The 24,042-nt window shown below is 71.7% G+C and carries 15 protein-coding genes and 1 pseudogene; 9 read left to right on the top strand and 7 right to left on the bottom strand.

Annotated elements, in window-relative coordinates:
- Positions 1-158 precede the first annotated feature (158 nt).
- From IF655_RS28155 to IF655_RS28185, 7 genes and pseudogenes are all read left to right on the top strand, one after another.
- Positions 159-1,283 (top strand): glycosyltransferase family 1 protein, encoded by a 1,125-nt coding sequence (locus IF655_RS28155; protein WP_199587957.1) that lies wholly within the window; start codon positions 159-161, stop codon positions 1,281-1,283.
- Positions 1,280-2,509: a glycosyltransferase gene (locus IF655_RS28160; protein ID WP_199587958.1), complete on the top strand. Its 1,230-nt coding sequence runs from the start codon at positions 1,280-1,282 to the stop codon at positions 2,507-2,509. The genes IF655_RS28155 and IF655_RS28160 overlap by 4 nt, the downstream gene beginning before the upstream one ends.
- Positions 2,506-3,324 (top strand): annotated as a pseudogene (locus IF655_RS28165) (SGNH/GDSL hydrolase family protein); the annotation flags it as partial. The gene IF655_RS28160 and the pseudogene IF655_RS28165, both read left to right, overlap by 4 nt.
- A gap of 301 nt (positions 3,325-3,625) precedes the next feature.
- Positions 3,626-5,164: a hypothetical protein gene (locus IF655_RS28170; RefSeq protein WP_199587960.1), complete on the top strand. Its 1,539-nt coding sequence runs from the start codon at positions 3,626-3,628 to the stop codon at positions 5,162-5,164.
- 112 nt (positions 5,165-5,276) lie between these two features.
- The gene (locus IF655_RS28175; RefSeq protein ID WP_199587961.1) at positions 5,277-6,155 is read left to right on the top strand and encodes a hypothetical protein; all 879 of its coding nucleotides are present in this window, start codon (positions 5,277-5,279) and stop codon (positions 6,153-6,155) included.
- Between the two features lie 73 nt (positions 6,156-6,228).
- Entirely contained in the window at positions 6,229-10,851 is a 4,623-nt protein-coding gene (locus IF655_RS28180; protein ID WP_199587962.1) for a hypothetical protein, read from the top strand.
- Positions 10,852-10,999: 148 nt separating this feature from the next.
- Positions 11,000-11,818, top strand: coding sequence for an alpha/beta hydrolase (locus IF655_RS28185; RefSeq protein WP_199587963.1), 819 nt, complete (start codon positions 11,000-11,002; stop codon positions 11,816-11,818).
- Here the strand turns inward: IF655_RS28185 and IF655_RS28190 are convergent.
- A complete protein-coding gene (locus IF655_RS28190; protein ID WP_199587964.1) occupies positions 11,802-13,232 on the bottom strand; it encodes a helix-turn-helix domain-containing protein in 1,431 nt (476 codons plus the stop codon). The genes IF655_RS28185 and IF655_RS28190 overlap by 17 nt on opposite strands.
- A 344-nt stretch (positions 13,233-13,576) precedes the next feature.
- On the opposite strand from IF655_RS28190, the gene IF655_RS28195 reads away from it, so the two are divergent.
- Positions 13,577-13,987, top strand: a complete 411-nt coding sequence (locus IF655_RS28195; RefSeq protein WP_199587965.1) for an ATP-binding protein — start codon at positions 13,577-13,579, stop codon at positions 13,985-13,987.
- An 85-nt stretch (positions 13,988-14,072) separates the two neighbouring features.
- Entirely contained in the window at positions 14,073-14,408 is a 336-nt protein-coding gene (locus tag IF655_RS28200; RefSeq protein WP_199587966.1) for a hypothetical protein, read from the top strand.
- Positions 14,409-14,415: 7 nt separating this feature from the next.
- On the opposite strand, the gene IF655_RS28205 is transcribed toward IF655_RS28200, so the two are convergent.
- From IF655_RS28205 to IF655_RS28230, 6 genes are all read right to left on the bottom strand, one after another.
- Positions 14,416-15,966 (bottom strand): GMC family oxidoreductase, encoded by a 1,551-nt coding sequence (locus tag IF655_RS28205; RefSeq protein ID WP_199587967.1) that lies wholly within the window; start codon positions 15,964-15,966, stop codon positions 14,416-14,418.
- Positions 15,967-15,993: 27 nt separating this feature from the next.
- Positions 15,994-17,559 (bottom strand): APC family permease, encoded by a 1,566-nt coding sequence (locus IF655_RS28210; protein ID WP_199587968.1) that lies wholly within the window; start codon positions 17,557-17,559, stop codon positions 15,994-15,996.
- A 65-nt stretch (positions 17,560-17,624) separates the two neighbouring features.
- Entirely contained in the window at positions 17,625-18,776 is a 1,152-nt protein-coding gene (locus IF655_RS28215; RefSeq protein ID WP_199587969.1) for an aromatic ring-hydroxylating dioxygenase subunit alpha, read from the bottom strand.
- Positions 18,773-19,978, bottom strand: a complete 1,206-nt coding sequence (gene solA, locus IF655_RS28220; RefSeq protein ID WP_199587970.1) for an N-methyl-L-tryptophan oxidase — start codon at positions 19,976-19,978, stop codon at positions 18,773-18,775. Before solA ends, IF655_RS28215 begins: the two co-directional genes overlap by 4 nt.
- A gap of 96 nt (positions 19,979-20,074) precedes the next feature.
- Positions 20,075-22,600: an FAD-dependent oxidoreductase gene (locus IF655_RS28225; RefSeq protein WP_199587971.1), complete on the bottom strand. Its 2,526-nt coding sequence runs from the start codon at positions 22,598-22,600 to the stop codon at positions 20,075-20,077.
- A 306-nt stretch (positions 22,601-22,906) separates the two neighbouring features.
- A complete protein-coding gene (locus tag IF655_RS28230) occupies positions 22,907-23,650 on the bottom strand; it encodes an IclR family transcriptional regulator (protein WP_199587988.1) in 744 nt (247 codons plus the stop codon).
- Between the last annotated feature and the right edge of the window lie 392 nt (positions 23,651-24,042).

The following is a 24,042-nucleotide window of genomic DNA, read 5'->3' on the forward strand; positions in this document are numbered from 1 at the left end:
CCGCACCGGGATCGCAGGTGAGGCTCGTCGGGGCCGGCCGCGCGTGACGGCCGGCCCCGCGCACCCCTGCCGTCGTGCGGCCCAACGCTCATGGGACGTTCCCCGCCCGGACAGATCGACGTCGACGCGGACACGTCTGTCATGGCGAGAACAGCCGTATGCGTGTCGTCATCGTGACCGAATCCTTTCCGCCCGATGTGAACGGCGTCGCCCACTGCGCCCACCAGACCGCCCGGCACCTCGCCGCGCGCGGTCACGCCCCCCTCGTCGTCACCCCCGCACCCGCGCCCGGCACCCCGTACGGACCCGAGCCGTACCCCGTCGTCCGCGTCCCCTCCCTGCCCCTGCCCGGCTACCCCCAGGTCCGCATCGCGCTGCCCAGCAGACGCCTGGCCGCCGCGCTCACCGCGCACCGCGCCGACCTGGTCCACCTCGCCAGCCCCTTCGTCCTCGGCGCGCGCGGCATGGCAGCCGCCGCCCGCCTCGGCATCCCCGCCGTCGCCGTCTACCAGACCGACCTCGCCGGATACGCCCGCGCCTACCTCGGCGCCGGTGAGACGCCCGCCTGGCGGCGCATCCGCTCCGTCCACTCCTCCGCCGACCTCACCCTCGCCCCCTCCACCGCCGCGCTCACCGACCTCGCCGCGCACGGCGTGCCCCGGCTGCGGCTGTGGCCCCGGGGCGTGGACACCGCGCGCTTCCGCCCCGACCGGCGCGACGAGACGCTGCGCCGCGAACTCGCCCCGAACGGCGAGCTGATCGTCGGCTACGTCGGCCGTCTCGCCCCCGAGAAGCGCGTCGACCTCCTCGCCGGGGTCTGCGGTCTGGACGGCGTACGGGTCGTCGTCGTGGGCGACGGACCCAGCCGCGCGCACCTCACCGGGGCGCTGCCCGGCGCGGTGTTCCCCGGGCGCCGCGAGGGCGGTGAACTCGCCCGGATCTTCGCCTCGTTGGACGTGTTCGCGCACACCGGTCCCTTCGAGACCTTCTGCCAGACCGTCCAGGAGGCGATGGCCAGCGGGGTGCCCGTGATCGCGCCCGCCGTCGGCGGTCCGCTCGACCTCGTCGACCACGGCCGCACCGGACTCCTCGTCCCGCCGGACGACGCGCCGACCCTGCGCGACGCCGTACGCGCCCTGGCCGCCGACCCGGCGCTGCGGGCGGCGTACGGCGCCGCCGGGCGGGCGGCGGTCGAACAGCGCACCTGGACGGCGGTGGGCGACCGCCTCCTCGCCCACTACGCCGACGTGCTCGCGGCCCGCCGTACGGCGGTGGCGGCATGAGCGGCGGCGCGAACGACCGTCCGCTGCGCATCGTGCGGCTCGCCAACTTCGTCGCCCCGGCCTCCGGCGGGCTGCGCACCGCCCTGCGCGAACTGGGGCGGGGCTATCGCCTCGCGGGCCACGAACCCGTGCTCGTCGTCCCCGGCGCCCGGCACACCGACCGCGAGACCGAGCAGGGGCGCGTCATCACCCTCCCCGGACCCCTGCTGCCCGGCACCGGCGGCTACCGCGTCCTGACCGGACGGGCACGCGTCGCCGCCCTCCTGGAGGAGCTGGCCCCCGACCGCCTGGAGGTCTCCGACCGTACGACCCTGCGCTGGACCGGACGGTGGGCGCGACGCGCCCGGGTACCCGCCGTCATGGTCTCGCACGAGACCGCCGACGGTGTGCTGCGCACCTGGGGCGTGCCCGAACGCCTCTCCTGCCGGACCGCCGACGCCCTCAACGTCCGCACCGCGCACGTCTACGCGCGCGTGGTGTGCACGACCGAGTTCGCCGCCCGCGAGTTCCTGCGCGTCGGCGCGCGCAACGTCGTCCGCGCCCCGCTCGGCGTCGACCTGACGGAACGGCATCCCGCGCTCCGGCACGCGGGTGCGCGCGCGGCGTACGCGCGCGGGGACGGGACGCTGCTCCTGCTGTGCTCGCGGCTGTCCGTGGAGAAGCGTCCGGGTACGGCGCTCGACGCGCTGGAGGTGCTGCTGCGGCGCGGGCGGCGGGCGGTGCTGGTGGTCGCCGGGGACGGTCCGCTGCGCGCCCGCCTGGAGGCACGCGCGCGGGAACGCGCACTGCCCGTCCTCTTCGCCGGTCACATCGGCGACCGGGCCGCCCTCGGCGCGCTCCAGGCGGCAGCCGACGTGTGCCTGGCGCCCGGTCCCGCCGAGACCTTCGGGCTGTCCGCGCTGGAGGCGATGGCGTGCGGGACGCCCGTCGCGGTGAGCGCGTCCTCCGCGCTGCCCGAGGTCGTCGGACCGGCGGGCGCCGTCGCGGCCGACCACGGCGCGGGGTTCGCGGACGCGGTGGAGACGCTGCTCGACCGGCCGGAGCGGGTACGGCGCGAGGCGGCACGCGCGCGTGCCGAGTGCTTCGGGTGGGGAGCGGCGGTGGAGGCGTTCCTGGCGGCTCATGACGCGCCGTTGCCCGGGGGCGCCACGGGTCGGTCCGGCGGGGGAGAGGGTGCCGTACGGGAGCACGGCGTGGCGCGCGAGCGCGAGGAGGGGACCGTATGAGAACCCTGCGCTTCGTGGCCCTCGGCGACTCGCTCACCGAGGGCGTGGGCGACCCCGCTCCCGGCGGACCGCGTGGCTGGGCCGCCCTGCTGGCGGGCGGGCTGCGGGAGGACCCCGGACGGGTGGAGTTCGCCAACCTCGCCGTCAGCGGGGCGCGCGTCCGGGACGTGCTGGACCGGCAGACCCCGGCGGGACTCGGGCTCCGTCCCGACCTGGTGTCCGTGGCGGTCGGCGTCAACGACACCCTGCGCGGCTCCTTCGACATCCACGAGGTGGCCGTAGGACTCGACCGGGTCTACGCCGCCTTCACCGGGCAGGGCGCCACCCTGCTCACCCTCTGCCTGCCCGACCCCGGCGCCCTCCTCGGTCTGCCCGCCGCCCTCGCCCGCCCGCTGGCCCGGCGTCAACGCGCCGTCAACGCCGTGACCCACGCGCTGTCCGACCGGTACGGCGCGGTCCATCTCCACGCCCACGAGGGCGCCTGGCTCACCGACCGTGCCCTGTGGAGCGCCGACCGGCTGCACCCCGGCGAACGCGGGCACCGGCACCTCGCCGCCCGCTGCCACGCCGTACTCGCCCGCGCGGGCCTGGCCACCGGTGCCCCGCCGTCCCCCGACCCCGAACACCCCGCACCGACCCGCGCCGCGCGGCTGTGGTGGCTGGCCACCGCGGGCACCGGCTGGGTGGCCCGGCGCTGCACCGACCTGCTGCCCGGACTGCTGCGTCTGGCCGCCGAGGAGGTACGCCACGGCACGGGAGCCGAACTGGACGCCCGCGCGTCGGCGGAGACGGCGGGGGCGCTGGCCGCGCTGTCGTCCTCGGTGCCGGTGCCGGTGCCGGTGCCGGTGCCGGTGCTGCTGCTGCCGCCGCTGCCGCTGCCGCTGCCGCTGCCGGTGCCCGTGCCCGTGCCGGTGCCCGCGCCCTGTCCCGCCGTGCGGCGGGTGCCGGTGCGGCGGACCGGCACCGATCCGGTTCACCCGATCCGGTCCCCGGCACCATGACCCCTCGTACACACGGCTCTTGACCGCCCCGCGCGAGCGGTCTCGCGCCGCTGTGACGCCCGTCGCTTCTGCGCCGTTTGGGTTGTTGTCAGATCGAGGACCTAATCTGTGCACCGTGACTTCGCCTGCAACGACGGACAGCGTTCCGCCCCAGCTCAGCGCGGCGCCGCGCCCGGCGCCGGGCCCCGCCGCCGACGAGGGCCTGGCGCGGCGGCTGCGCGCGCTCGCCTGCACCGCGCCGCTGCACGACCTGGACGCGCGCAAGGCCAACCTGGCCGGCGAGTACTCGGTGTACGGCATGGCCGAGGTGGCGCTGGCCGCCATCGACCTGGTCACGCTCAACATGGACTTCGACACGGGCGCCGACAACGACCAGATAGTGGCCCGGCTCGTCCCGCGCATCGCCGCCCAGGCTCCGCACCGCCCCGCCCCCGAGCACGAGCGCGTGGCCCGCTGGGTCCTGGAGAACCTGATCAACGTCGGCAGCGCCGACCGGGGCTTCCGCGCGGTCTACGGCACCTTCGCGGCGGACGGCAGCTATGTGCGCCGCGACTACGACTTCAAGCTGATCGAAGAGGTCCCCGGACCCGGCGGCACCGTCTACCTGCGCACCACCGACGAGGCGGTCAACGTCCTGGTCGGCGCCCTGGACACCGACGTCACCAGCGCCCAGATCGCCGCCGAGGTCAAGCTGGAGGTGCTGATCAGCCGGGGGCGCCTCGCCGACGCCCAGCTCGCCGCCGAGCAGGCCCGCTACCGCACCGTGCAGTACTCCGAGACGCTGCGCCGCGCCCTGGAGGCGACCCGGCGCAACGTCCGCGCGGTCGACTGGCTCAACTCGGTGCCCGACATGATCGCCGAGGCACTGGACCACGTGGCCGACCGCTACCGCCACGAGAACGCGATCCTCACCAACATCCGCAAGGCCCGCGACGAGACCGAGGAACCCGAGCACAAGCGGCGCGCCGCCGAACTGGTCGACATCGTCAAGGACTGCATCCGGCGGCACACCCAGCTCCAGTCGCGGCTGCTGGAGGCGGGACCGCTGTTCCGCGCCGAGCAGGACCGGCAGGCGTTCGCCACGCCTGCGGCTTCCGCCGGCATCGACCTGTACGGGCATCTTGTCGCGCCGGTGCTGCCGTTGCCCGTGGAGCAGGCGATCCGGGTCACCGACGCGTTCTTCGCTCGCGGGACGGGGTTGCGGACGCCGGTGTCCGTGCGGGTGGCCGACCTCGTGGATATTTTGCTGACGCCGCCGGTGGAGCGGGAGCATCTTGGGGCGGAGATGCCGGAGCCGGATCTTATCGAGACGCCGGACGACAGTCGGTTCACCGACGACGAACTCGCTGCCGCCAAGCAGCTTCTCGACCTTCCGGCGGATGCCCCGCGCCGACTGTCCGGGCTGCTTGCCGAGGCTCGCAAGACCCCGGGCGTCGGCGGCGAGGACCTTGCCTATCTGGTCGCCCTGCTGGCGATCCACGCAGCGAGTCCCCCTGTTGGTACCGCCTACCGTCAGGGTGAGGAGAAGCTGCTCTTCGCCGTGGACGACGGCATCGAGTTGGACGATCCCGGATTCGGTGGGGCGGATCTCATCGTTGGCACTGCGTTGCTGGACGCGGTGGGGATGGCTGCGGACCGTACGGAGGGGGCGTGATGGTTCTGCCGGTGGGTGAGAGCGGGTTCGTCGTGGCTGGTCGCGCAGTTCCCCGCGCCCCTCAGGGAGTTGTCCAGCACCTCGTTTTTCAGATCAGCAAGGAGTCTCAACCGTGAGCGAGTACGTCGAGTGGAGTGACGCCGAGGCCCCGGCGCCGCCGGTGAGCAGCGCCGTTACCCCCGCCGACGCCGCCGACGCGGCTCGGCTCGTCGCCTTTGGGTTGCAGCCGAAGTTGCAGCCCGCGCGGGATCAGGAGTACACGGATCTGCTGCGCCGGTACCGGGAGGATCCGCCGTTCGCGCGGCTCGCGGATGCCGTAGCGAGTGGACTCGGGCTCGTTGTGCTTGAGGTGTCGGCGCGGGCGGGGATGGCGGTGACGGCGGCCGAGGACTCGGTGTTCGCGGTGCGGATGGGCGACTACGCGCGCCGGACCACCGCCGACTCCGGGGACCGGTTCCTGCACGGGCTCGCGCATCTGTCCGTCGCCGCGCTGGCGTTCCCCCGGCCGGAGGACCTGGCCGACGACTCGTACATCGGGCGGGTGACCGTCAACGGCGTGGACGCCTTCGTACGGCAGGCGTGCCGTCGCCTGGAGGAGCGGGCGCAGGAGGAGGGGGAGAACACCGACCCGGCGACCGACGCGCCCGGCCTGGAGGCAGCCTGGCGCATCTGGGCGCGGCGCAGCGCCACCGGTGCCACCAAAGACGCCCGGCGTCCGGCCGCCTCCACCACCGGTATCGTCGCCAAGGCGCTCGGGTTCCTCACCGACTCCGGGTTCCTCCAGCGCACCGGGGACGAGGGCGGCGGCACCTACCGCACCACCGCCCGCTACCAGCTCCAGGTACGCGACATGGCGGGCGGCGCGGCTCTCGCCGAACTGCTCGAGCTGGGCATAGTCCCGGACACCGGCGCCTCCGCGAGCCTGCTGCCCGCCGAGGAGAGCGACGACCTCGACCTGGTCGCCGACGCCGGACTGCCGTTCCACTCCTGACGGCACGGGGCCCCTGCCGTCCCCCTCCACGCACCACCGCACCCTGTTCGAAGCCTTACGACGAGAGTCCGCCATGTACGAGCTGTCCCGCGTCCGCCTCTACTCCATCGGGCCCGCCGGCGCGCGCTACGCCGACACCGTGCTCGACATGCGCGGCGTGGGCGCGCCCGTGCCCGACCCGGCGCCCGCCCAGGCGGAGTTCTTCGAGGAGGAGCCGTCGGGACCGCCGCGCCGTCCCGCGCCCGCGGGCGTGCTCTTCCTGGAGAACGGCGGCGGCAAGTCCGTCCTGCTGAAGCTGATCTTCTCGGTGATGCTCCCGGGTCACCGCAACACCCTCGGCGGCGCCAGCTCCGGCGTGCTGCGCAAGTTCCTGCTCGCGGACGACTGCGGTCATGTCGCCCTGGAGTGGCAGCACGTGCTGACCGGCGAGTGCGTGGTCGTCGGCAAGGCGAGCGAGTGGCGCGGTCGCCAGGTGTCCAACGACCCGCGCAAGTTCGCGGAAGCCTGGTACTCCTTCCGGCCCGGACCCGGGCTCAGCCTGGACAACCTGCCGGTCGCGGAGGCCACCTCCGTACGCCCGCCCGTCGAGGGCGCTTCCGGCGCGCGGGGGCGCCGCCGCACCATGAAGGGCTTTCGTGACGCCCTCACCGAGTTCGGCAAGAACTACCCGCACCTGGAAGTGCACTGGGAGGAGATCCACGAGCGCTGGACCGAGCACCTCGGTGAGCTGGGTCTCGACCCCGAACTCTTCCGCTACCAGCGGGAGATGAACGCCGACGAGGGCGAGGCCGCCGGTCTCTTCGCGGTCAAGAAGGACTCCGACTTCACCGACCTGCTGCTGCGCGCCGTCACCGACACCCGGGACACCGACGGACTCGCGGACCTGGTCAGCGGCTTCGGCAACAAGCTGGGCCGCCGCGCCGAACTCATGGCGGAACGCGACTTCACGGCGGGCTCCGTCGACCTGCTCGGCCGCATCGTGGAGTCCGCCGACGCCCGCGCCCGTGCCCGGGAGATCCACACGGGCGCCGAGCGCCGCACCCGCACCCTGGCCCGCAGGCTCTCCGCGCGCGCCGTGCGCGAGCGGGTCCGCGCCGCCGACCTCGCCCAGCGCGTCACGGCCGCCGCCTACACCGTCACCCACTCCGAGGGCGCCCGCGAGCGCAGCTCCCTCGTCGCCGCCGAACTCGCCTACCGGCACGCCTCGCTGGCGCTCGCTGCCGCAGAGAAGGCAGCCGCAGCGCAGAAGCGCGAACTGGCCGACGCCCGCACCCTGTACTCCGCCTGGCAGGCCGCCGAGGCGGTGCTGCGCCACCGCGCCGCCGCCGACCGCGTCGCGCGCGTGTCCGCCGCGATCCAGGAGGCCGAACGCGACGCCGCCCCCGCGCTCGCCGCCCGCGCCAAGGCCGCCGTCGACCTCGTACGCGCCCTGCACGCCGCCGCCGAGCGCGCCGAATCCCTCGCCAACGAGGAGGAGGAGCGTTCCGCCGCCCTCCAGGAGACCGGTGACGGCGCCTACCGCGACTCCACCACCGCCGCCACCGAGGCGCAGCGCGCCCGCAGCGAAGCCGGACACCTGCGCCAGCGCCTGGAAGAGGTCGAGCAGGAGACGGCCGAGGCGGTCCGGGCGGGCTGGCTGGACGACAGCGCCCCCGACGCCGACCCCGCCCGCGCCGCACTCGCGGCGAGCGACGCCGAGAAGACCACCGTCGCCGCCTGGGACGAGGCTCGCGAGGCTGCCCGGGGTGCCGTCGAGCGCGCCCGCGAGACCGCCGCCGCCGAGTCCCGCGCCGAACTCACCGCCGCCCGCGCCGCCGACGCCGCCACCGCCGCCGACCGCGCCCACCAGGCAGAACGCCGCCTGGCCGAAGCCCTGGCCGCCGAGGACCGCCTCGCGGAACTCCTCGGTCTGCCCACCACCCGCGCCGCCGTCCCCGCCCAGCGCGACGGCGCCGAGGACCCCCGCGACGACAGCGACAGCCCGCTCGTCGTCGAGGAACTCGACCGCTACGCCGACGAGTTGAAGTCCCTCCTCGACGACGCCGTCTCCGCCGCCGAACGCAGCCTGTTCGAGCTGCGCACCGCCGCCGCCGACGACACCCGCATCCTCGCCGCCCTCGGCGACGGCGGTCTGCTGCCGCCCGGACCCGACGTGCTCGCCACCGTGGAGTTCCTCGGCGAGCACGGCATCCCGGCACTGCCCGGCTGGCGCTACCTCGCCCAGTCCGTCGACCCCGCCGACCACGCGCGCGTGCTCGCCACCCGCCCCGAACTGGTCGACGGCGTCATCATCACCGACCCCGACACCCACGCCCGCGCCCGCGAGGCACTCGGCGACGCCGCGCTGCTGCCACGCTCCGCCGTCGCCGTCGGCACCGCCGCCGCGCTGCTCGCGCCCGCCCCGGCCGCCGACACGACGCCCGGCGACGTCTTCCTCGTCCCGCCGAACCCGGCCATGCACGACGAGTTCGCCGCCGACGAGGAGCGCCAGACCCTGCGCGCCCGCGCCGCCGCCCGCGACGAGGAGATCCGCACCCTCGCCGCCCGCCTCGGCAAGGACCGCGAACTCGCCGCCCGCCTCTCCTCCTGGCGCTCCGGCTGCCCCGCCGGACGCCTCACCGAACTCGCCGAAACCGCAGCCGAGGCCCGCGCCTTCGCCGAGGAGACCGAGGCAGAACTCGCCGAAGCCCGCACCCTGCGCGCGGAGGCGGACGAGATCGCTGCCGAGGCCGTACAGCTCCGCGACGAGAGGCAGGAAGCGGCACAGCGCGCCCGCCGCGCCGCCGACGCCCTCGCCGGACTCGCCCACCGGCTGCGCGAGCGCGCCGGATGGCAGCTCAAGCTGCGCGAACTGGCCGACGAGGCAGCCGAGTCCGAGGCGCGCACCCAGTCCTGCCTGGAACGCGCCCGCGCCGCCGACGAGGACCGCCGCGCCGCCCAGCGCGCCGCCGACGACGCCCGCCGCACCGCCCGCGCGCTGCGCGCCGAGCGCGCCGAGATCGCCGGCGCCCCCGACGACGTACCCGAGGACACCGACGGCGCCCCCGAGGCGTCGCTGCCCGCGCTGCGCGAGGCGTACCGGGCCGCCTCCCAGGTGTACGAGAAGGTCGGCGTCGGCGCCGACCTGCGCGCCGAACAGGCCCGCGCCGAGAGCGACGAGAGCGCTGCCCGCACCGATCTCGACCGGCTCAGCAACAAGGTCCGCACCCGCGCCGAACAGCTCCTGACCTCCCCGGACGGCTCCGACGGACCCTCCCGGCAAGCCGCCGCAGCGCGCGCCGAGGAACTGGTCCAGCTCCTGGAGACCCGCATGTCGACCGCGAGCGAACAGCTCGGGCGGCTGCGCGGCGAAGCCGAACGGCACGCCCCCGAGGAGGGCGAGGTCCACACCGAGCTGCCCGAGGAACTCCTCCCGCGCGACGCCGAGCACGCCCAGGCGCTGCTGCGCACCGCGACCACCGAACTCGCCGCCCGCGTCGAGGCGTTGACCGAAGCGCGCGACGCCCACGCCGAACTCCTCAACGCCCACCGCGCCGCCGAGGACGGCGCCGCCGGGTTCGACGAGATCGCCGCCATGCTCCGCGACCTGCTGCGCGAGCAGACCACCCCCGAGGACGAGCCGGAGAACCCCGAGCCCTACCCCGGCACCCTGGACGAGGCTCGCCAGGCAGCCGTCGAGATGCGCCGCTCCCTGCGCGGCTGCGCCGCCGACCTCTCCGCCGCCGACGCCGCCGTCCGCGAGGCGAGCGACATCCTGGTCCGGCACGCCAACTCCACCCGCTACGAGCAGGTCCGCACCCCGGCCCGGCAGCAGATCCGGGAACTGCCCGCCGCCGCCCTGCCCGAGCACGCCCAGAAGTGGGCCGACGCCTTCGCGCCCCGGCTGCGCGTCCTCACCGACGAACTCGCCCAGTTGGAGCGCAACCGCGACTCCATCGTGGACCGTCTGCGCGGGCTCGTGGAGACCTCCCTGGCCACCCTCCGCTCCGCCCAGCGGCTCTCCCGGCTGCCCGAGGGCCTCGGCGAGTGGTCGGGCCAGGAATTCCTGCGCATCCGCTTCGAGGAGCCCGACCAGGCAACCCTCACCGAACGCCTCGGCGAGGTCATCGACGACGCCACCCGCGCCGCCGTCAAGAAGAACTCCGACCTGCGCCGCGACGGCATGTCCCTCCTCCTGCGCGGCGTCGCCGCCGCCCTCCAGCCCAAGGGCATCGCGGTGGAGATCCTCAAGCCGGACGCGGTCCTGCGCGCCGAACGCGTCCCCGTCGGGCAGATGGGCGACGTCTTCTCCGGCGGCCAGCTCCTCACCGCCGCCATCGCCCTCTACTGCACGATGGCCGCCCTCCGCTCCAACGACCGCGGCCGCGACAAGCACCGGCACGCGGGCACGCTGTTCCTGGACAACCCGATCGGTCGCGCCAACGCGACGTATCTGCTGGAGCTTCAGCGGGCTGTGTCGGATGCGTTGGGTGTGCAGTTGCTGTACACCACGGGGTTGTTCGACACCACGGCGCTGGCGGAGTTCCCGTTGGTGATCCGGCTGCGGAACGACGCGGACCTCCGTGCGGGGCTCAAGTACATCAGCGTGGAGGAACATCTTCGACCCGGTCTGCCGCAGCCGCCTCAGGCGGGGGAGGCGCACAGTGAGATCACGGCGACGCGGATGTACAAGCGTCCGGCCAGTGTGAATTCCTAGCACCTCCAGTGGCTGCGAACCTCCAGATCAGTTCCACCCTTCACATGATCGGTGGAACTGATCTGAATTCACCAACCATTCTTTAAGACGCCACCGATCGGATAGGGATGCTCTGTTGCAGCGCGTCCCCGATCACTACGCTGCCCCTGTGGCAACTGACGGCGTGACGGTACGGACCCTTGACGGCTTGCATCTCGCGGGCACCCTCGAACGTCCCCAAGTGCCGACGCAACATGCTGTGCTCCTGGTGCATGGCGGCGGGGTCACTCGAGAGGAGGGCGGCTTCTTCACCCGGCTCGCAACGGGTCTTGCAGAGGCTGGCATTGCCAGCTTGCGCTTCGACCTCCGGGCGCACGGCCAGAGCGAAGGCCAGCAGGAAGAGCTGACGCTCTCCATGATCCTCAACGACGTCCGCGTCATGCTGGCGTACCTGCGACAGGAAACGGGAGCCCACCAACTCACCCTCCTCGGAGCGAGCTTCGGCGGCGGTATCTGCGCCTACTACGCGGCCAAGCGGCCGGAAGAAATCTCGCGGCTGGTGCTGTTCAATCCGCAGCTCGACTACAAACGCCGGACTATCGACAGCCGGGACTACTGGGCAGACGACGTCATCGGCGATGCGGCAGCCGCGGAACTCACCGAGCACGGATCTCTTCAGTTCACGCCAACGCTCCGCCACGGCCGTCCCATGCTCAATGAGGTGTTCTGGCTCAAGCCGCACGAAGCGCTCGGCGAAGTGAAGGCACCCACTCTCATCGTCCACGGCACCGCTGACACGCTGGTGCCGTTCGAGTCCTCCCGCGATGCTCTACCGCGCTTCACAGCTCCGGTGCAACTCGTCCCCGTCGAGGGTTCGCAGCACGGCTTTGCCGTCCATGACGATCCCCAGTACCGAGAGCCCAAAAGTCAGGAATACCAAGCGTTCGTCATTCGCACGGTGACCGACTGGCTCAGCCAGCCCGATTAAGCATGTCGCGGAATTCTCGTACCGTAGGCCGACTGCGCCACCGGTCCAAACTTTGCAGTACCTCGCCCAAGACGCGCATGGTTCGTGCTGACTTCACCTCATGTGCCACCGCCGCGGAATCCGTGCCGACCTTCGCAGCCTCGTCAGGCTCGCCACTGAGTGCCAATGCCGCTGCCCGTCGAGCGTTGAAGAACCCCGTGTCGCGGCGGGACATGGCGCTGGTGCTGAGCACGTCGCTGAATAGGTCCACAGCCATGCTCGGCTTACCGGCCTCGGTAAGGGTAATAGCGTCACGGAGCAATCGAGTGTGCCCGTTGAAGTATGCCCCGAGTGCTTCGGGGTCGTCGTCGGGAGCGTTCGCCAAGAGAGCTGCGGCGGTGTCCAACTGTCCACGCACCATGTCCAGCGGGTCACCGAGCATGGCGCGGCCCAGTGCTTCCTGCTGCGTCACCTCGGCCCGCACACGGGTGGGGAGCTGCCACCGCTCATGCCCTGCAGCCTGGGCGAGTGTGAGCACCCGGAGGGCATCCCGCTCGTCATAGGCCATCTGGGATTTCTTGAGCAGCACGTATCCCTGCAGGGCGGCGTTGTCGGCTTCTTGCGCCCACTCCATGGCACGGTCGTACCAGAACACGGCCGCTTGTGGTTGTTGGATATCCCGGTACAACCATCCGGCGAATTCTGCGCCTTCGGCTCCAAGGGTCAGCAACTCACGGCGGACGCCCGGCTTCACCTGGCGCGCCTGACCCTCGATCGCATCAAGCAGGCCGAGCATGACCGGCAGTGTCTTCTTGGGGCCGAGTGCACCGTCATCGCGCTTGGCTTTTTCGAGGACACGGCCGAAGTAGGCGACAACGGGACCGTCGAGGTAACGGCGAGTGTCGTCAAGGCCGAGGCTCGGCAGGGCGGCAGCGGCAACACCGGTCTTCAAGAAATCACGGCGATTAAAGGGACTCATTGCTTCTCTTCCAACGGAGTCCGTGGCAGTAGCAGTCGAGTGGTTGAAGAGTTCATCCAACCCGTTCACTGTGAGAGTTTCAGCGTCTACCGGAACCAATACCGTACGGCCATGGATAACGACCGGAAGCAGCACGCCGGCCGACACCTTGTCTGGCTCTGCGGCTGGCTTTTCGATTGGGTCCATCGCAAGCGCACCCCCGGTTGGGGCCGCCTGCTGGGCGGCGGGCAACTTGAACCACAGTAGGTCTGCTGGAACGCGGAGGCTATGCGCCCACTTCATAAGCTTGCCGAGGTCCTGAGGCGGCTTGCCGCTCTCAATACGGCTGAGCTGCGCTTGGTTGAGGTCGAGCCATGCGGCAAGCGTCTCTTGGGAAAGCACCCTCCCGTGCCAGGGGTGTGTGCGGTAAGCGTAGAACACCTGACCCATATGCCAGGAATCAAGGGCTTCCGCCATGAGAGGGTGCCGCCAGAATTCGGGCGGAGGGCTCGGAGCTTCACTGACGGGCTGGCGCTGCGCACGACGTATGCAGGCTGAGCACCGCTCAGTGCGGTTGTCCCGGGCCAGTCGGGTACCGCACGAACAGAACCGAGCCTCTGCCGGTGCCATCTGTCGTACCTCGCTTGCTGTGCAGGTGTTGTACCTGCCCAACTTAGGGACGACAGACGCCTGTCGTCCGGCGTTCCATGCATCCCATGCATACCCGCTCATGCAGCCGCGCCATGACATGACCGTGGTACTGACCCCGATGCTCTCGCTAGGTACTTCACCCCCAGGCCGCGAGACACAAGGGAGTGCCCATGCCCCAGGAAACCTTGGTCAGTCGACTTGAGTTGGCTGCACAGCCGGACGCGGTGCGTTGGGCGCGACACCATGCCCGCGACGTCCTGAACGCGTGGCGCGTGTCGAGTAATGCCATTGATTTGGCGGCCCTGGCCGTCTCCGAGCTGGTCACCAACGCTGTACAGCACGCGACCCACGCAGCCTTGTCCGAGCGCTTGGCCCTGACCCTGCGGCACCATCACGCGCGGCTCCTGGTCGAGGTAGCCGACCCGGACACCCGGCCGCCGGTTTACTCCGGGGCTGTGTCGTTTACCAGCGAGGGCGGACGTGGTCTGCAGTTGGTGGAAAGCGTGTCCAAGGAATGGGGTTACTACCACCCACCGACTGGCGGCAAAGTCGTCTGGTGCGCAGTCGCCCTGAACGACTAGCTCCTTGCGCGAACCCTATGGCGACCGAATCGATCAAAGGGTTGCATTTTCTGTTCCCCGCGAGAAACGTTCGAGGTGCAGCATCATGTCCACTTACGCTCGCCCCAAAGCCGTTGCCTATCTGCGCATTCACCCGGAGGATGCAGACGGACTCATCGCCATGCAGGAGAAACTTTTTGTTGAGTACGCAGAGAAGCGTGGCTTCGATCTTTGCCACATTGAATTCGAGCCGGAAGACTCAATCAACGTCAGACGCATTGGAGAAGTGATCGAGGAACACCACGCCCAGCACTTCCTGGTGTTGTCCATGGAGAAGGTCACCACCCACCCGGCCATCGCGTCTTCATTGGATCAGGCCATCACGTTTTGTTCAGGTGCAGAGATTCACGAGATCGGGACGGGCTCGCTTGGCAGTTGCTGAAGCCAGTTCAGCCATCCTCTCTCAAAAGGTCCGCGCACTTCTCACCTATCACCATCGTCGTGATGCACGGGTTCACCGAGATCAGGTCCGGCATCACCGAGCCGTCCGCCACCCTGAGACCCGCGATCCCCTTGACCCGCAGCCGGGGGTCGAGGGGAGCGGCAGGGTCATCGGCTGAGCCCATCCGTACCGTGCAGGACGGGTGGTACACCGTGTTGTGCGTCCGGCGGATGTACTCCAGCAGCTCGTCGTCCGTCCGTACATCCGGGCCAGGCGCCAGCTCCGCCCCCGCCCACCCCGCCAGCGCGGGCTGCTCGGCGATCCGCCGGGCGAGCCGTAGGCCATACGTCATCACCCGTACGTCGTGTTCGTCGGTGAAGTAGCGCGGGTCGACCACCGGCTTGTCGCGGAAGTCGGGGGTGCGGAGCCGTACCGTCCCGCGTGAGCGTGCCCGGGTGACGTTGGGGGTCAGGCAGAACGCGTTCTCCGAGGTGGGGTAGCCCCAGCGGACCGTGTTCATGTCGAACGGGACCGAGCCGTAGTGGAACATCAGGTCGGGGCGGTCCAGGCCCGGTTCGGTGTCGTAGAAGATGCCCGCCTCCCACCACTGGGTGGAGGTGGTGGGCATGGGCTGCCGGGACTCCCACATGATGACGCCCTCGGGGTGGTCCTGGAGGTTCGCGCCGACGCCGGGGGAGTCCACGACCGGTTCGATGCCGGTCTCGCGGAGATGGGCGGCGGGGCCGATGCCGGAGAGCATGAGGAGCTTGGGGGAGTCGATCGAGCCGCAGGAGACGATCACCTCGCGGCGGGCGCGTACGGTGCGGGTGTGGACGAGGTCGGGGTCCAGATACTCCGCGCCCACGCACCGCCGCCCCTCCAGGAGCAGCCGTTTCGCCCGTACCCCCGTGCGCACCTCCAGGTTGGGACGCTTGCCGAGCACCGGGTGGAGGTAGGCCACGGAGGAGGACTGGCGGACGTTGTTCTCGTCGGCGTTGATCTGGAACCAGTTGGCGCCGCGCACCACCGTGCGGCCCGAGTTGAACGGCACCGTCGGAATCCCCGCCTGCGCGCACGCCTTCAGCACAGCCGCGCCGCACGGGTCCGCGCCCTTGACCGTGCGCAGCCGCACCGGTCCGCCGCGACCGTGGTGCTCGCCGGGCGCGTCGTTGTCCTCCACGCGCCGGTACAGCGGGAACAGGTCCGCCGCGCCCCAGCCCGTGCAGCCCCGGGCCGCCCAGTCGTCCAGGTCCTCGGCCGGGGCCCAGAAGGCGATGCAGGAGTTGTGCGAGGAGCAGCCGCCGAGCACCCTGGCGCGGGCGTGCCGCAGGAAGTCGTTGCCGTTCTCCTGCGGCTCGATCGGGTAGTCCCAGTCGTAGCCGGACTCCAGCAGGCCCATCCAGCGCTCAAGGCGGAGCACGTCGTCCACGCCCACGTCGCTCGGGCCCGCTTCCAGCACGCACACGGTCACGGCCGGGTCCTCCGACAGCCGGGCGGCGACGACGTTGCCCGCCGTGCCGCCGCCGACCACCACGTAGTCGAACGTGTCGCCGCTCATCGCAACAGCCCTCCCCTGAGACGGAATTCAGTCGGCAGCCGGTGTGCCCAGCGCCGTGTCCGGCGCGGGCTCCTCCAGCCGGTGCCCGGCGAGCACCCCGGTGCGGTGGCGCTGCACGAACCAGTAGTAGGCGAATCCGCCTCCGGCGATCACAGCCACGAACAGCACCGCGCCCCAGCGCAGATACCAGTGGTACGGCGCGGTCGCGTTGTAGACGGCGGCGCGCGGCCACAGCAGGTTGAGCGTCATGCCCGCGCCCCACACCACCGCGACCACGTTGACGAACAGCCCCCAGCGACCCAGCGAGAACTTGCCGTCACCGGCGGGACGCCACGTGCCGCGCAGCCGCGCGACCAGCATCGGCGCGGTGACGCCCAGATAGGCGAGGTAGATCATCACGATGCCGATGCTGGTGACCACGGTGAAGATCTGCGGCTGGCGGATGTTGACCACCAGGATCGCCAGCGCGAGGACGCCGATGATCACTGCGGGCAGGACCGGGGTCCGGAAGCGCGGGCTCACCCGGGCCAGCAGCGCGGAGCCGGGCAGGTTGTTGTCGCGGGCCATCGCGAACGCCAGCCGGATCGCCGCCGTGTGCACCGCGAGCGCGCACACCGTGACCGCGATCAGCACGCACCACAGCATCGCCTTGCCCGCCGTCGGACCGAGCACGTCGAGCACCACGTACTGGAGGCCGTCGGTGGACAGCTTGTCGCCCTTCAGGCTCGACACGCTCATCAGCGCGAGCAGCAGCACCAGACCGCCGAGCACGAAGGAGGCGACCACCGCACGGACGATGGCGCGCGGGGCGTTGCGCGAGGGGTCCAGCGACTCCTCGCCGAGCGACGCCGCCGTGTCGAAGCCGTACATGACGTACGCCGACGCCAGCGACGCCACCAGGAAGGCGCCGAGGTATCCGGCGCTGTGCCCGGAGCCGGTGCCGTTCGTGTGCAGGACGACGCCCGGTCCGCGCGTGATGTGCACGGCGAACGCGATGACCAGCACCACGCTCGCGATCAGCTCGATGAACACGCCCGTCGCGTTGATCGTGGCCATCAGCCGCACCCCGAAGGCGTTGACCAGCGTGGTGAACAGGATCAACACAGCGGCAAGGATGACCGCGTTGGTCGCCACGTCGTAGGTGCCCGTGCCGTCGCCCACGAACTGGAAGGTGGACGAGATCTGAGGAAGCGTCAGTTGGTAGGCGAGGGCGACCGCCGCGATGGACACGATCGAGGCGATGAGCATCATCCATCCGGCGAGCCAGCCGAGATGCCGATTGCCTATCTTCTTCGACCAGTTGTAGACCGACCCCGCCACCGGATGCCGGGCGGCCAGCTCCGCGAAGCACAGCGCCACCGCGAACTGACCCAGGAACACCATCGGCCAGGACCACCAGTAGGCCGGACCGCCGCTGCCGTAGCCGAAGTAGAAGAGCTGGAACGTGCCGGTCAGGATGGAGATGTAGCTGATCCCGGCGGCGAAGGTGTGGAAGTTGCCCAGCGTGCGCTTGAGTTCGGGCCGGTAGCCGAACTCGGCCAGCTCGGTGTCGTCGTGGTGGTGCGAACCGGACGAAGGCTCGGTGGTGGTCATCGGGCGGACTCCTGGTGGGCCTGGAGAGGAGGAAGAGGCTGGGTGGATACCCGCTGAATCGCTTTTCAGTCACGGGAGTTGGCATCCAGCGCGGCCAGCAGCCACGCGTGGAAGCCGCCGATGTGGTGCTCGCTGGGCACCAGCACCCCGCCCGACCGGTAGGCGCGGGAGGACATCGCCGGCTGGGTGCGCTCGCACGCCGCGAAGTCCTGCTCGTTGACCCGGTGGAACAGCTCCACCGACTTCGACACGTCCGCCCCCGACGCCACCACCTCCGGCGCGTACAGCCAGTCGCACTCCACCACCGTGCGGTCCTCGGCCAGCGGGAACATCCGGTGCAGGATGACGTGGTCCGGGACGAGGTTCACGAACACCGTCGGCTTGACCGTGATCGCGTAGTAGCGGCGGTCCTGCTCCGCGCTCACCTCGGGGAGTTTGCCGAAGCCCGCGCTGCCGTCCACCGTGAAGCCCTCGACCCCGGTGCCGAACTCCGCGCCGTGGCCCACGTAGTACTGGGCGGCGTACCCCTCCGCGAACTCCGGGAGCACCTCGGTGAGTTCGGGGTGGATCGTGGCGCAGTGGTAGCACTCCATGAAGTTCTCGACGATGAGCTTCCAGTTGGCTCTCACGTCGTAGGTGACGCGCTTGCCGAGGGCGAGCCGCTCGGTGCCGTAGTGCTCGATGGCGGCAGGGTCGCCGAGCCGTTCGACGGCCGCGTGGACCACGGTGTCCTCGAAGGAGGGCGGCTCGTCGGACAGGCACACCCAGGCGTAGCCGAGCCATTCGCGCAGGGCCACCTTGACCAGGCCGTACCGCTCGCGGTCCACGTCCGGCATCCGCACCAGGTTCGGCGCGGCGATCAGGCGCCCTTCGAGGTCGTACGTCCAGGCGTGGTACGGGCATTGGAGATTCCGGCGCACCTGCCCGGACTCCTCGACGCACAGCCGGGCGCCCCGGTGACGGCACACATTGAGGAAGGCGCGCAGCTCTCCGGCGCGGGTCCGGGTGACGACGACACTCTCGCGACCCACCTGGACCGTGCGGTAGGCGCCGGGGCGGTCCAGGTCGGCGGCGCGCACCACGCACATCCACATCGACTCGAACAGGGCAGCCTGTTCGCGCCGGAAGATCTCCGGGTCGGTGTAGTAGGCGCCGGGCAGGGTGGCGACCAGGCTCGGGGGGAGGGGACCTGCCGGGGAGATCGGGGTCGTCGTCACGGGCGGTCTCCCGGGTCGGGGGCGGCGGTCTGCTCGGGCGTGGCGGTTCCGTCGGGCGAGGTGCCGAAGCGGGCGGGGTCGAACAGACCGATCGGGTGCGCGGTCGTGCCGGTCAGCGCGAGGTCGGCCAGGATCTCGCCGACCACCGGCACGAACTTGAAGCCGTGCCCGGAGAACCCGCAGGCCACGGTCACCGAGCCGGGGTGCGCGGGATGGCGGGCGATCACGAAGTGCTCGTCGGGCGTGTTGGAGTACATGCAGGTCGCCGCCTTGAGGAAGGTGCCCGGCAGATCCGGGATGCAGCGGGACATGTGGTCCGCCATCGCCTGCACCTCGTGCTCGTGCACGGTCCGGTCGATGGTCTCCGGGGTGGTGACCTGCCCCTTCCTGAAGAAGGCGACCTTGGCGCCGAGTTGAGCTCCGTCGATGGCCGGGAAGCCGTACACCTGGACGCCCCGCGCGTCCTCCCAGATGTAGACCGGGTGCCGCTCGGGCACGAACGGCTCCGTGCCGCCCCTCGGCTGGAACCAGTACATGACCTGCCGCTCCACGGTGACCGGCACTCCCAGATCGGCAAGGAGTTGGGGCGCCCACGCGCCGGGGCAGATCACCAACTGCCCGGCGGTGTACGACGCGCGCGCGGTGTGGACGCGTACGCCGTCCCCGTACGGCTCCCAACTCAGCACCGGCTCCTCGAAGCGGAGATCGGCGCCCTGCCCGGCGGCCAGTTCCAGATGGGCGGAGACCATGGCCTCGGGGCGGACCAGTCCCGCCTTCGCCTCGTACAGCGCCACCTCGTCGTCGTACGGGTTCAGGGTCGGGAAGCGGCGGCGGATCTCCTTGGCGTCCAGCAGCTCGTGCGGCAGGTCCCACTCGGTGGCGGAGCGCAGGGAACCGGAGACCGTGCGCGAGTCGGGCGGGCCGACCATCACTCCGCCGCACAGGGTCGCGATCTCCCTGCCGGTGGACCGCTCCACGTCCTCGTACAGCTCGTAGGCGCGCAGCAGCAGCGGCACGTACGCCGGGTCCTCGAAGTACGACTGCCGGGTGATCCGTGAACCGCCGTGGCTGGAGCCCCGGTTGTGCGCCGGACCGAACTTCTCCAGCCCCAGCACCCGGGCGCCGCGCGCGGACAGATGACGGGCGGCGGCGCTGCCCATGCCGCCGAGGCCGATGACGATCACGTCGTGAGCGGGGGACACGGTGCGGACCTCCTGAAGGGACGGGGACTGGGGCGGAGGACGGGGTCGGCGGACGGGGTCGGCCGGTGACGGCGCCGGTCGGGGGAGCCGGACCGGTCAGCGGCGGATGAGGCTCATCCCCGGGTCGAACAGTGGCTCCCCGGCCACCGTCGCCGGAAGCTTCTCGCCGAAGTACTCGATGTGCACGCCGGTCCCCGGGGCGAGCCCGGCGGGCAGCCACGCGTAGGCGATGCACCGGCCGAGCGTGTAGCCGTAAGCCGCGCTGGTCACGTACCCCGCCGGGACTCCGTCGAGGTGCACCGGCTCCTTGCCGAGGACCACGGCGGCGGGGTCGTCGAGGAGGAGCGGGGTCAGCGCGCGGGTGGGTTCGGACCGGGCGCGCAGTGCCTCCTGCCCGGTGAAGTGCTCCTTGTCCATGCGGACCGCGAAGCCGAGTCCCGCCTCGTAGGGGGTGTCTTCGGTGGTCATGTCGGTGCCCCAGGCGCGGTAGCCCTTCTCCAGCCGCAGCGAGTTGAAGGCGGAGCGGCCCGCGGCGATCACCCCGAGGTCGCGGCCCGCCTCCCACAGCGTGTCCCAGAGCCGGAGCCCCAGGTCGGCGGTCGTGTACAGCTCCCAGCCGAGTTCCCCCACATAGCTCAGCCGCAGCGCCGTGACCGGCACGTGTCCGAGGTACGTCCGCCTGGCGCGGAAATAGCCGAAGCCCTCGTGGGAGAAGTCGTCGCCGGTCAGCGGCTGGACGAGGTCACGGGCGAGCGGTCCCCAGACGCCTACGCAGCAGGTGCCGGAGGTGATGTCCCGGATCTGGACGTCGTCGGGCGCGTGGCGGAGCAGGTGGTCGAGATCGGCGGGGGAGTTGGCGCCCACCTGGAAGTGCTCGGGACCGAGACGGGCGACGGTGAGGTCGGAGCGGATGCCACCGGACTCGTCCAGGAGCAGGGTGTAGGTGACCGCGCCGGGCTTCTTGCGGAGGTTGTTGCTGGTCAGACGGTCGAGAAAGGCGAGCGCGCCGGAACCGGTGACCTCCAGGCGGCGCAGCGGGGTCATGTCGTAGAGGGCGACCCGTTCACGGGTGACGCGCGCCTCGGCGGCGGCGACGTGGGACCAGTGGCGGGCGGCCCAGGGGTCGCGCGCCGGGAGGTCCGCGAGGGCGCCGGGGGCGCCGGGGGCGCCGGGATCACCGAGGGCGCCGGGGGTGCCGGGGTCACCGAGCGTCCCTCCGCCCCCTCCGCCCCCGAAGTCCGCCACCAGCGCCGCGTTCGCCTCGTACCAGTGCGGGCGCTCCCAGCCGCCGCCCTCCAGGAAGTACGCGCCCAGCTCCTGCTGGCGTGTGTAGAAGGGGCTCACGCGCAGCGGCCGTGGACGCTTCAACGGCTGGAGGGGGTGGATGACGTCGTACACCTCGGCAAACTGCTGTGAACCGCGTTCACGGACATACGCCTGTGAACGCTGCGCTTCCTCGAAACGCGTGACATCGCAGTCGTGCACATCGATCGACGGACGTCCGTCAACCATCCACTCGGCCACCGCCCGCGCCACACCGGCCGAGTGCGTCACCCACACCGCCTCGGCCAGCCAGAACCCCCGCAGCTCCCGGGACTCCCCGAGCACCGGCATCCCGTCCGGGGTGAAGGAGAACACCCCGTTGAACCCGCTCTCGATCTCCGTCCCCCGCAGCGCGGGCAGCAGCCGTCGGCACTCCGCCCAGCTCGGCGCCCAGTCCTCCTCGGTGAACGGGTACGAGGACGGCATCTCCCGGCCCGCCGCCCGCGCCGCGTCGTACGCAGGCACCGCGAACGGGTCCACGGGCAGCGGCCGGTGCGCGTACGAGCCGATGCCGATCCGGTCGCCGTGCTCGCGGAAGTACAGGTCGGCGTCCTGGAAGCGCAGGATCGGCCGCGTCGCCTCGGCCGTCGCCCCGCTCAGCTCGGGCAGCGGACGGGTGCGGGCGTACTGGTGCGCCAGCGGCTGCAACGGCACGTCGACCCCGGCCATCCGGCCCACGACCGGACCCCAGAACCCCGCCGCCGACACCACATGGTCCGCCGCGAAGAAACCCCGGTCGGTGTGCACTCCGGTGACCCGGCCGTCCTCCCGCTCGACCCCGGTCACCGTGTGCCGGTCCAGGAAGCGGGCACCCCGCGCGACCGCCCGGTCCATCTGCGCACGGCACGCGAGCACCGCGCGGGCCAGCCCGTCGCCGGGGGTGTGGAAGCCGCCGAGCACCACCGACTCGTCCAGCAGCGGCCAGAGTTCCTTGCAACGGGCCGCGCTCACCACCTCGCCGGGCACGCCCCAGGAGGCGGCGAACCCGGCCCGGCGATGCAGATCGGCCAGGCGTTCCGGGGTGGTGGCCAGCTCCAGACCGCCGACCGGCTCGAAGCACGGCACCCCGTCCACGTCGAGCGAGGAGAACTTCTCGACGGTGTAGGCGGCGAACCGCGTCAGCGTCCGCGACGGACCGGTGCGGAAGACGAGCCCCGGCGCGTGGGAGGTCGAACCACCCGGCGCCGGCAACGGACCCTGCTCCAGCACGGTGACGTCCGTCCAGCCGCGCGCGGTCAGCTCGTCGGCGAGGGAACAGCCGACGATCCCGGCCCCGACGACCACCACCCGGGGCGTCACCGGACCACCGTCGGACCCGGCACCACGCCCCGCTCCGGGCGGCCGGGGACACGGGGGAAGACACAGCCGAAGACACAGCCGGAAACACAGACCTCGTGGGGCACGACAGGCTCCTCTCCTGTTGCGCTGTGCACGATGGGTTGCGCGATGAGGAACATAGTGAGAACGCCGTCACCGGACCGTCAAGGGGCGCGCGTTAACCCTTGGCAAAAGGAATCCGACGGCCGAAACCTGCCGGACACACCACCGCGCGGGGCCGGAGAACCGTGCCCCGCGCGGGTGTTGACCGTATGAGTCGACGCTGCGTCAGAAGCCGTACCCCATCCGCCGGGACAGCTCGGCGCCCGCCGCCACCGCCCGCTTCGCCACCTCCGGCAGCCGGTCCGCGTGCAGCCGGTACACCGGCCCCGACACGGTGATCGCTCCGATCACCTTGCCGTCGTGGGAGCGGACCGGCGCGGCCACCGCGGCCAGACCCAGCTCCAGCTCCTCGACCGTCATGGCGTAGCCCTGCTCCACGACCGCCTCCAGCTCCGCCCGCAGCATCGCGGCGCCGGTGACCGTGCGCTCGGTGAAGCGGTGCAGCGGGCGGGCGAGCAGACCCTCGCGCAGGGTCGGGGGCAGGTGCGCGAGCAGCACCTTGCCGCTGGAGGTGGCGTGCAGCGGGCTGCGTCTGCCGAGCCAGTTCTGCGCGGTCACCGAGGCGGTGCCCCTGGCCTGCATGATGTTGACGGCAGCGTCGTCGTCCAGGACCGCGATGTTCACCGTCTCGCCCAGCTCGTCCGCCACCTCGCGGCAGACCGGCACGCCCTCCTGCGAGATGTCGAGGCGCACGGCCGCCGCCCCGGCCAGGCGCAGCACCCCGGCGCCGAGGTAGTACTTGCCCCGGTCCTTCGCCTGGGCGACCAGACCCCGGTTCTCCAGGACGCCGAGCAGCCGGAACGCCGTGGACTTGTGCACGTCCAGCTCGTCGGCGATCTCCGTGACCCCCGCCTCGCCGTGCCGGGCCAGGATCTCCAGCACGCTCACCGCGCGGTCCACCGACTGCACCGCCCCGGCACCGCCCCGTCCGCCGCCCCGCTCCTGGGTGGCTGCGCCTCCGCCGCGCTCCGGAGCGCTCGCCTCCGCCGTGGTCGCCCCGTCGCGGCCGGACCGCTTCTGCGTGCGGCTCATGGCTCAACTCTCCCCATCGCCGGCCCGGTTCGGGCCGCATCTGCGGGAAGCCCTTGACGCGACGGTCCTCCCGCGCGGATTCTGTTGCGCACAGCGCAGGAACGTGCGCCATACGGAACATCATGTTACCGAAGCGTCGGTATCCCGGAAGGGTTCCGACCGCCCGGTGTCGACGGCACGTCATGTCTTCACATCCGCGCCCTCACCATCCCCGCCTGCGCAGCGCCGCCCCCGCCCCACCGCCTCCACGGCCCGGCTCCCGCGGCCCG

The organism is Streptomyces sp. DSM 110735, assembly GCF_016482685.1.
GTDB lineage: Bacteria > Actinomycetota > Actinomycetes > Streptomycetales > Streptomycetaceae > Streptomyces.

What these genes read in the sequence shown, in the direction of transcription:
- IF655_RS28210 (WP_199587968.1), bottom strand. Translation starts at nt 17,559, where the DNA reads ATGACCACCACCGAGCCTTCGTCCGGTTCGCACCACCACGACGACACC.
- IF655_RS28205 (WP_199587967.1), bottom strand. Translation starts at nt 15,966, where the DNA reads ATGAGCGGCGACACGTTCGACTACGTGGTGGTCGGCGGCGGCACGGCG.
- IF655_RS28195 (WP_199587965.1), top strand. Translation starts at nt 13,577, where the DNA reads ATGCCCCAGGAAACCTTGGTCAGTCGACTTGAGTTGGCTGCACAGCCG.
- IF655_RS28155 (WP_199587957.1), top strand. Translation starts at nt 159, where the DNA reads ATGCGTGTCGTCATCGTGACCGAATCCTTTCCGCCCGATGTGAACGGC.
- IF655_RS28190 (WP_199587964.1), bottom strand. Translation starts at nt 13,232, where the DNA reads ATGGCGGAAGCCCTTGATTCCTGGCATATGGGTCAGGTGTTCTACGCT.
- IF655_RS28160 (WP_199587958.1), top strand. Translation starts at nt 1,280, where the DNA reads ATGAGCGGCGGCGCGAACGACCGTCCGCTGCGCATCGTGCGGCTCGCC.
- IF655_RS28200 (WP_199587966.1), top strand. Translation starts at nt 14,073, where the DNA reads ATGTCCACTTACGCTCGCCCCAAAGCCGTTGCCTATCTGCGCATTCAC.
- IF655_RS28180 (WP_199587962.1), top strand. Translation starts at nt 6,229, where the DNA reads ATGTACGAGCTGTCCCGCGTCCGCCTCTACTCCATCGGGCCCGCCGGC.